Source organism: Arthrobacter sp. CAN_A214 (genome assembly GCF_015751955.1).
Taxonomy (GTDB): Bacteria; Actinomycetota; Actinomycetes; order Actinomycetales; family Micrococcaceae; genus Arthrobacter_D.
The window spans coordinates 141,572-150,747 of record NZ_JADOUU010000007.1 but is presented as its reverse complement, the minus strand read 5'-3'; the positions used below and the strand labels follow the sequence as shown (position 1 = coordinate 150,747).

The 9,176-nt window shown below is 67.7% G+C and carries 6 protein-coding genes; 2 read left to right on the top strand and 4 right to left on the bottom strand.

Annotated elements, in window-relative coordinates; genetic code table 11:
* Positions 1-485: 485 nt before the first annotated feature.
* The 3 genes from tyrS to IWX65_RS08855 form a co-directional block, all read right to left on the bottom strand.
* Entirely contained in the window at positions 486-1,817 is a 1,332-nt protein-coding gene (tyrS, locus tag IWX65_RS08865) for a tyrosine--tRNA ligase (RefSeq protein WP_196882133.1), read from the bottom strand.
* Positions 1,818-1,830: 13 nt separating this feature from the next.
* Positions 1,831-4,083, bottom strand: coding sequence for a HelD family protein (locus IWX65_RS08860; protein ID WP_196882131.1), 2,253 nt, complete (start codon positions 4,081-4,083; stop codon positions 1,831-1,833).
* A 161-nt stretch (positions 4,084-4,244) separates the two neighbouring features.
* Positions 4,245-4,898: a DNA-3-methyladenine glycosylase gene (locus IWX65_RS08855; protein WP_196882129.1), complete on the bottom strand. Its 654-nt coding sequence runs from the start codon at positions 4,896-4,898 to the stop codon at positions 4,245-4,247.
* Between the two features lie 103 nt (positions 4,899-5,001).
* Here IWX65_RS08855 and IWX65_RS08850 point away from each other — a divergent pair, with 103 nt between their 5' ends.
* Together IWX65_RS08850 and IWX65_RS08845 are read left to right on the top strand one after the other, a co-directional pair.
* Positions 5,002-6,531, top strand: coding sequence for an AlkA N-terminal domain-containing protein (locus tag IWX65_RS08850; protein ID WP_196882127.1), 1,530 nt, complete (start codon positions 5,002-5,004; stop codon positions 6,529-6,531).
* Positions 6,528-7,061: a methylated-DNA--[protein]-cysteine S-methyltransferase gene (locus IWX65_RS08845; RefSeq protein WP_196882124.1), complete on the top strand. Its 534-nt coding sequence runs from the start codon at positions 6,528-6,530 to the stop codon at positions 7,059-7,061. Before IWX65_RS08850 ends, IWX65_RS08845 begins: the two co-directional genes overlap by 4 nt.
* Positions 7,062-7,097: 36 nt before the next feature.
* Here IWX65_RS08845 and IWX65_RS08840 read toward each other — a convergent pair whose 3' ends face one another.
* The gene (locus IWX65_RS08840) at positions 7,098-9,074 is read right to left on the bottom strand and encodes an ABC transporter ATP-binding protein (RefSeq protein WP_196882123.1); all 1,977 of its coding nucleotides are present in this window, start codon (positions 9,072-9,074) and stop codon (positions 7,098-7,100) included.
* Positions 9,075-9,176 lie beyond the last annotated feature (102 nt).

The window sequence follows — 9,176 nt, the reverse complement described above, 5'->3', positions numbered from 1 at the left end:
CCACCACAAAGCAGGCAACCAGCCAATTCAACCAATCAAAAAACAATCGGTATCAACAAACTTGGCACACTATTGAGTTCTCAAACAACAGACACAACCGAATACTCCCAAGCCCCGAAAACTTCCTCAAAAATTCTCGTTCAGACTCTTTATTTCTTCGCTGCGATGTGTTACTAACCTATTCCATGCTTCGATTCCCTGTCAAATCAGCCGAACCCGCCAACCGCGAACCCCACCAACCCACAAAAAACCCCCAACCCACCACAAAACACCACCAACCCGACACCAAAAAAACGCGCCGCATCAGCAACAAAAAAGGAGGGAAGGCCACCCACAACAGGGCAACTCAACAAACACTACACCCAACCCACCCAACCACCAACCCAAACCACCACACACCCCACCAACACCCACACACCCAGCCAGCAGGAGCAACACTTCTCCCCTTCAAGGACCCGACCGTGTCGGGGACTACGGGAGCCGGACTAACCAGCCGCGCCGATGTCGGCCATTGCCAGATTTCGCTTGCCACGGCGCACCAGCAGGTATCGGTGGTGAAGGAGGGCTTCCTCCCCCACCACGTGCTCGGCGTCGGTGATCTTGAGATTGTTGACGTAGGCGCCACCTTCGGCGACGGTGCGTCTCGCAGCGGAGTTGCTCGCGGAAAGACCGGTGGCCACCAGCAGATCCACTATTCCCAGCGCAGAAGGAGAGACGGTCACGGACTCGAGCTCGGCCGTGGCGGCCGTCAGCGTCGATTCATCGAGGTCCGCCAGCTCTCCCTGCCCGAACAGTGCGGCTGACGCGGCAATCACCTTCTCGGTGGCGTCGACACCGTGCACCAGCGAGGTCACGTCGTAGGCGAGCATCCGCTGCGCTTCGCGCCGGTGGGGCTGCTCCTCGGTCGCGACCCCGAGGGCGGCGATCTCCTCGCGGGAGCGGAAGGTGAAGATTTTGAGACGGTCGACGACGTCGGCGTCGGAGGTGTTCAGCCAGAACTGGTACATCGCGTAGGGACTTGTCATGGCCGGATCCAACCACACGGCATTGCCCTCGCTTTTTCCGAATTTGGTTCCATCGGAATTGGTGATGAGCGGGGTGCCGATGGCGTGGACGCCGGCACCCTCCGCCTTTCGGACCAGGTCGGTACCGCTGGTCAGGTTGCCCCACTGGTCCGAGCCGCCGGTCTGGAGCACACAGCCGTACTCCCGGAACAGTTGAAGGTAGTCCATGCCCTGAAGGATCTGGTAGCTGAATTCGGCGTAGCTGATGCCCTCGTCCGAGTTGAGGCGGGTCGCCACGATGTCCTTCTTGATCATCGTGCCGACGCGGAAGTATTTGCCGACCTCGCGCAGGAAATCGATGGCGCTCATCGGCGCCGTCCAGTCGAGGTTGTTCACCATCCGGGCCCCGTTGGCACCCTCGAAACTGAGAAAGCGCTGCACCTGTCCCTGCAGGTAGCCGACCCACTCCGCAACGGTTTCCTTGGTGTTCATGGTGCGCTCCGCCGTCGGGCGTGGATCACCGACCAACCCGGTGGATCCACCGACCAGCGCAAGGGGCCTGTGCCCGGCGAGCTGGAGCCGCCGCATGGTCAGGAGTTGGACCAGGTTCCCGAGGTGAAGGCTTGGTGCCGTCGGGTCGAAGCCGCAGTAGAACACGATGGGGTCCCCCGAAAGGAGCGCCTCGAGTTCGGTCTCGTCGGTCGACACCTGCACGAGGCCGCGCCAGCGGAGCTCCTGCCAGACGTTCGCGAAGGAGGGATCGTTCTGCTGGGCGGTTTTATTCCGGACTGGGGATTCTGGTTGCTGCGGCACAGCATCCAAATTATCAGCCCTCGATACCCTCCGGGATCCTGCCCGTGGAAATCAGCCTCAGCCGCTGCGTGGGACGCGTCATCGCGACGTACAGGTCGCCGACGCGGGCAGTGGCGGAATCGAGCATGAGTTGCGGCTCGAGGATGGTGACGCCGTCGAACTCGAGGCCCTTGGAGCCGCGCGGGGAGATGACCACGATGTCCTGACCCGGCCCGCCTGCACCGGTGCCGACGCGTGAGCCGTACGCCGGCTCGAGCGCCGAGCGGACCTCGGCCAGGCGGTCCTCCGGTGCGATCACGGCGAGCAACCCGCCGTCGATCGCCTCGAGCTCCTCGGGAAGCGCGGCGACGAGCGCGGGGATCAGGTCCGGAACGGCATCGACGACGGGCGCGTACCGACCCTCGCGCACGGCCTTGGGCGCTGAGACCACAAGGCCTGCGGCGTTGGCCATGCGAACAGCCGCCTCGGCGATCTGCGACGGCGTCCGGTAGTTCACGGTCAGCTCCTCGAGCCGCCACCGCTCCCCCACGAACGGTTCGAGTGCCTGCTGCCAGGACCGTGATCCTGCGGCGGAACTGGTCTGCGCGATGTCACCGACGATGGTGAAGGATTTCAGCGGGCACCGTCGCATGAGCAGGCGCCACTGCATGGGAGAGAGTTCCTGCGCCTCGTCCACCACGATGTGCCCGAAGGCCCAGGTGCGGTCGCCGGCCGCGCGTTCGGCCGCCGTCGCCCTTGTGACGGTTACCGTGTTGTGGAGCGCCAGGGCCTCTGCCGTGACCACGCCGTCGACGCCCGAGTCCGCAAGCGACTCATTCACGTTCTCCAGCGTGCGCTCGGCATTGGCGAGATCGCGGCGGTGCTCCTGTTCGCGCGCGGCGGCGCTTCGCCCGGCCGAGACATCGAACTCGCCGAGGAGCTCCGCAGCCTCATCGAGCAGTGGGACGTCCGCCTCGGTCCAGGGTGCGTCGGACGCCCTCAGGAGCATCGCGCGCTCGGCGTCACTGAGCTGGGGTGCAGCGGCAGCCAGCTGGTCGGGGCGGCTGAGCAGTTCCGAAACCAGCTTCTGGGGAGTGAGCGGCATCCAGGCGAGGTTCAGCGCGATCCGTACGTCCCGAGAGCTCCGCACATCCTCCGCCAAATAGGAGCGGTCGGCGTTGTTTCCCGCGCCCGACGATGCCTCGAGGGTTTCGAGCAGCTGCTCGGTCAGCTCCCGCAGGAGGATCCGGACGAAGGTCACCCGGGCCTCGTTGTGCGGCTTGCCGGTGGCCCGCGCGCGTTCGCGCGCACGCGCCACCTGCCGGGGCGTCAGCGTGAGCCGGGTTCCCTCGACGTCGAGCCGCTTGTCCTCCGCTGGAACCCGCTGCCGGTTGGCGACGGCTTGCTTGACGATGCGCGCCATGTCGAGGGTTCCCTTCAGTGCGGCGGCTTCCTCGCCCGGCTCGGGGATCGTGGTGATCCCGGGCATCAGGGTGCCGATCCCGGCCATGACCACGCCGGTCTCCCCCAGCGAGGGCAGCACGCGTTCGATGTAGCGCATGAAGGCGTCGGTGGGTCCGACCAGCAGTACGCCGGCCGATTTCAGGCGTTCGCGGTGCGTGTACAGCAGGTAGGCTGCGCGGTGCAGTGCCACGGCGGTCTTTCCGGTTCCCGGGCCGCCCTGGACCACGGTGATGCCGGGCAGCGGGGCGCGGATGATGCGGTCCTGTTCGGCCTGGATGGTTCCCACGATGTCGGACATCTGGCCGGTCCTGCGGGTATTCAGTGCCGCGAGGAGGGCGCCCTCGCCCTGCAGGGAATCGTCGTCGCCGAGCATGCCGGCGTCGAGCACGTCGTCCTCGATGGCGACGACGTCGCGCCTGGCAAGAATCAGGTGGCGCCGCCGTCGCACGCCCATGCGTTCGAAGGCCGTGGCCTGGTAGAAAGTTCCGGCCTCCGGTGCGCGCCAGTCGACCATGAGCTGGCGCAGTTCGTCGTCGGACAGCCCGATGCGGCCGATGTAGCGCTTGTCGCCGTCGTCGAGGTCGAGACGCCCGAACACGAGCCGGTCGTCGACCGCGTTCAGCTGGGCGAGCCGGTCCTCGTACATCGTGGCGAAGGCATCGCGTTCCGACCGGTTCTGGTGCGACCCCGCGGAGGCGCTGCGGCGCACCTCTGCCAGCTGCTGCGCCTTCTCGGCCCGGAGGTCGTCCAACCGCCGGTACAGGCCGCCGACGTACCCGCGCTCGTGCTCCAGTTCGGCTTTCGCCTGGGATGTTTCATGCATGGGGGTTCCCTCCCGAAAAAGACAGACCGTCAATTCTAGCGTGCGGAACTCCTACGCCGTCGACAACGCGCGGACCCCGTGCCCGGCGGGCCGTCCGCGGCCTCCCGGAGCTGCGGACTCCCGCGCCACGGCACGGCCGGGCTGTCGGTCACCCCGCCTCCCTACGGTCCTTTGAGGGACTTACCCGGCCGATAGCGCGACACCGTGGGCTCGCCGGGCAGCCAGAACCGCCAGGGGTAGTCGGTGGAGCCCCCCGGGCCGCTTACTCCGACCCGCGGCCCGGTGGAGTAGCCCGACGCCGGAACCGGCCCGGGTGGCAGCGCAAGGGTGAAGGGCGGAGCCAGCGCATCAGCGCCGTCGTAACGCCGATCCAGCCCGAGGGCCTGCGCGAGCCGGGCCGGCCCGCGCGCGAGGTCCAAGTCCGTCTTCGGAGTGTTCCGGCGGTGACGGGCCAGGTCGAGCCCGCCGGTGATCTCCCCTGCGCGAAGGAGCAGACCGGTAGCCCAGCCGTCCGTCCCGCAGACGACATTCACGCAGTAGTGCATGCCGTAGGTGAAGTAGACGTAGAGGTGCCCGGCCGGGCCGAACATCGAGTCGTTCCGGGCGGTCCGGCCCCGAAAGGCATGCGAACCTGGGTCCACTGGCCCGAGGTAGGCCTCCACCTCGGTGATGCGCACGCTGACCGGACCGTCGTCGTCGAAGTGCGTCAGCGTTGCCCCCAGAAGCAGCGGCGCCGCCTCGAGCGCGCTGACCGAGAGGCGGTCACGCGTCCCGGCGGGGGCGGAGGAAGAAGGAGGCGGGGTAGGGAGAACCACCGGATGAACGCTAGCAAGATCCGCGGTGGGGAGGGGAACCTGACGCCACCGTAATGTCCGATTCCCGCTAGCTTGTGGTCCGCCGCACTGTCAGGATGGAGCAATGGACTTCTGGCAGCGGTACCGGGCAATCGATTCGCGGGACACGCGCTTCGACGGTCAGTTCGTCACCGCAGTGTCCTCGACGGGTATCTACTGCCGGCCGTCGTGCCCTGCGCGCACCCCGAAACCTGCGAATGTGAGGTTCTACCGGACGTCCGCCGCCGCCCATGAAGCGGGTTTCCGGGCCTGTAAGCGGTGCCTGCCCGAGGCAGTGCCCGGCACGCCGGAGTGGAACCTCCGCAACGATGCCGCGGGTCGGGCCATGCGCCTCATTGCCGACGGCGAAGTGGACCGCTCCGGAGTCGGCGGCCTTGCCCTCCGGCTCGGGTACTCGACCCGCCAGCTGAACCGAATCCTGCGGGAGGAACTCGGTGCCGGTCCGCTCGCCCTTGCGCGTGCGGCACGCGCGCAAACAGCACGCACCCTGCTGACGGGGACGGACCTACTGTTCTCCGATGTCGCATTCGCCGCCGGTTTCAGCAGTATTCGCCAGTTCAACGACACAGTGGCCGAGGTATATGCACTCACTCCCTCGCAACTCCGGGGAGCGAGCCCACACCGTGGGTCTCCCGTCGACGGGGGGCGCACCACGCTCACCCTGACCCTTCCGGTTCGGCCTCCCTACGACAATGGGATCTTCACCTTCCTCAAGGCCCGTGCGGTCCGTGGTGTCGAGGAGGCGTCCGCCAACGGGTACGCGCGGCTGGTTCGCCTGCCCGGCGGCCACGGCTGGTTCCACGCCGAGGCGGTCGCCGTGTCAGCGGGCAGGGCGGGGATGAAGGTCTCGATCGTCCTCGAGAAACTCGCCGATCTTCCCGTGCTGCTCACCCGGATTCGACGCCTCTTCGATCTCGATGCCGACCCCGCGGCCATCGACACGGTGCTGGCACAGCAACCCGACCTCGCTCCACTGGTCCGGAGTGTTCCGGGGATCCGGCTGCCGGGCGGCGTGGACCCGCACGAGATCCTGATGCGTGCCCTGATCGGACAGCAGGTGACGGTCAAGGCGGCGACCGGTGCCCTGACCGTTCTCGCCGCTTCGGGCAGTGAACCGCGCCTCGCCGTCGACGGTTTCACCCGGCTTTTTCCCTCGGCCGCGGACATCGCGGCCTCCGCGGGGGACCTCCTCCGCGGACCGGCCCGGCGCATCGAGGCCATCCGCGCCACGGCGGAGGCGTTGTCCGACGGAACCCTCGACATCGGCGTCGGAGACGACCTGCAGAGCCTCCGCGGAAAGCTTCTCCCGCTGGCGGGCATCGGCCCCTGGACAGCGGATTACGTGGCCATGCGCGTGCTCGGGGCAACCGACGTCCTGCTCGGCAACGACGCCGCCGTCTGTAACGCGTGGGTCGCACTGACCCGACGGGGTTCCCCTGCCGGGCCCCGGACCAAGACGGAGCGCGACATGGCCGGCGCCCTCAGCGGAGTGAGCCCCTGGCGGTCCTACGCCACGATGCACCTGTGGCGCTCCGCGCCCGTACGGACCGCAACCAATCGCCGATCGATCCCAGCCGAGAAAGCAACTCCATGACCAGCGCACTCCTCTCCCCAGCATCCGTGGTGACTATTCCCACCCCCGATGGACCGTTCACCATCATCGAAACCGGCGGCGCTGTCCTCTCCTCGGGCTGGACCGCCTCGGTGGACGAGCTCACCGGCCAGATCCACCCGAGCCTGAGGCACCCGATCGCCGGGCGGGGATCTCCGGGGTTGACGTCGATGACGGAAGCCGTGCGCGCCTACTACGACGGCGACCTCGCCGCGATCGACGGCATTGCAGTGCGCCAGGTCTCGGGGCCGTTCCGCAGCCACGCCTGGGATGTCCTCCGCAGCGTCCGGCCCGGGGCACCCGTCACCTATACGCAGTATGCGGAACTCGCCGGAAGCGCAGGAGCGGTGCGCGCCGCGGCGGGAGCCTGTGCCCGGAACGCCGCAGCACTCTTCGTGCCGTGTCACCGGGTGGTCCGCACGGATGGCTCGCTGGGCGGATTCCGATGGGGGCTGGAAATCAAGCAGCGCCTCCTCGACCGGGAGCAGGGCGCGACGACCGTGCCCTGCTAGCTTCCAACAGGGCCGACCAGCTCCTGCGAGCGGCGGTCAGTTCTCCAACACGTCCGCGGTGAGCCGCTGCCGTGCCGCCATGTCGCGGTACAGTTCGTTGCCCACCAGGAGTTCGGCATGCGTGCCGCCCGCCACCACCCGGCCGCCGTCGAGCACAAGGATCTGGTCGAAGTCGGCGACCGTCGAGAGCCGGTGGGCCACCACGATGACGGTGCGGTTCTGCGCCGCCCTGCCCAGGGTCTGCTGCAGCAGCTGTTCGGTCCGCGAATCCACCGACGACGTTGGTTCGTCCAGCAGGAGCACCGGCCGATCCGCGAGGATGGTGCGCGCCCACGCATGGCGCTGGCGCTGCCCGCCCGACAGTCGCACGCCGTCCTCGCCGAGGTTGAGCTGCAGCCCGTCCTCCGATCGGCCGATGAGCGCGGTCAGCCCGACGGCGTCGAGCGCGGCCTCGAGGTCAGCATCGCTTGCCGTCGGGGCGGCAAGGCGGAGGTTGTCGGCAAGGGTGCCACTGAGCACCGGAGCTTCCTGCTCAACGAGGCCCATGCGCTGCCGGAGTGCTGATCGAGGCATGCTGCTGATCGGCGCACCGTCGTAGGAGATGCTCCCCGAGGTGGGTTCGTAGAAGCGCTCGAGAAGGGCCAGTACCGTCGATTTGCCGGCCCCTGACGGCCCGACGAGGGCGGTACGGCTCCCGGCGGCAACAGTGAAGGAAACATCGTCGAGGATCCAGGGGGCGTCGGGCGCTGTGGTTTCGGCGATTGCCTCCTGCGCTGCTTCGTCCTCCGGTGATCCAAGGAGCTGCTCGGACGGCTCGTCACGGTCGTAGCGGAACCGCACGTTCCGCAGCTCCAGGAATGGGGCCCGTGCGCCGCGGCCTTCCTCGATCGCGACGCCGCGTCCCGCCGTAGCGGCAGCGGCGGAGCTCACGGTAGCGGCAGGACTTCCGGAGGCGTGGGCACTGTCATGCCCACCGCCGCCGTTCCCCGCGCCTGCACTCCCGCCGTTCTCGTTCTCGTTCTCGTTCTCGTTCTCGTCCTCGTCCTGGTCTTCCGGCTCAAGCCGTGCAATCTCCTGGATCCGGTCGAGGGCAGCGAGCCCCGACTGGATCTGAACGAAAGCACTCATCGCCGAACCTATCGGCAGGACGAGCAGGAACAGGTACAGGATGAAGGCCAGGAGGTCGCCCAACTGGAGGGCGCCGCTGGCCACGCGGAGGCCACCGACCGCGAGCACCACGATGAAGGCGCCCTGGATGCAGACGGACATGATGGGCTGCACGGCGGCCTGCAGCTTCGCCATGGCGATTCCCGCGCGGAACGCGCTGACGGCCTCGGCGTCGATCACGGCGGCTTCACGCTGTTCGGCGACGGAAGCCTTGATGGTGCGGATTCCGGACAGGCCCCGCTCGACGGCGGCGGACATCGCGCCGACGGCGTCCTGCACATCCTTGCTCCGCTGGCGGATGAGGGTGCCCAGCATCAGCACGCCGCCCGTCCCGAGCACCACGGCGCCGAGGGTGATGCCGAACAGGAACGGGTCGAGGAGGATCATGAGCACGACGGCGGCGACGAACATCAGCACCGAGGACACGATGTCGAAGAGTCCGGAAGTAATGACGCTGCGCAGGAGGGTGGTGTCGGAGCCGACGCGGGACATGAGGTCCCCGACGCGGCGCCTGTCGAACTCGCGGATCGGCAAACTGAGCAGGTGCCCGATGAGCGAGCGCCGGAGCCCCAGGACCACCGATTCGGCGGTGCGCTGGAGGAGGTAGGACTGTCCGGCGTTGAACACGGCCCCCGCAAGGGTGATCGCGACGAGCAGCCAGACAAAGCGGCCGCCCGGGTTGCCGGCCGAAACCGCATTGACCAGCCGCTGGACCATCAGCGGCTGCACTACGGACAAGCCTGTCGCCACCACCGATACGACGGCGGCAGCTCCGAGGACACCGCCATGGCCCCGGAGGTAGGGCCAGAATTCGCTCAGTTTGGCGCGCTCGCTGGAGGGCTGCATGCTCCCAATGTGCTGGGGCGTCCCCCCTGTGTCAACGCGCTTCGCGGCAGGCGTAGTGGGAGCGCGGCCGCTACATCGGATACGCGGGAAGAACGGCACTCC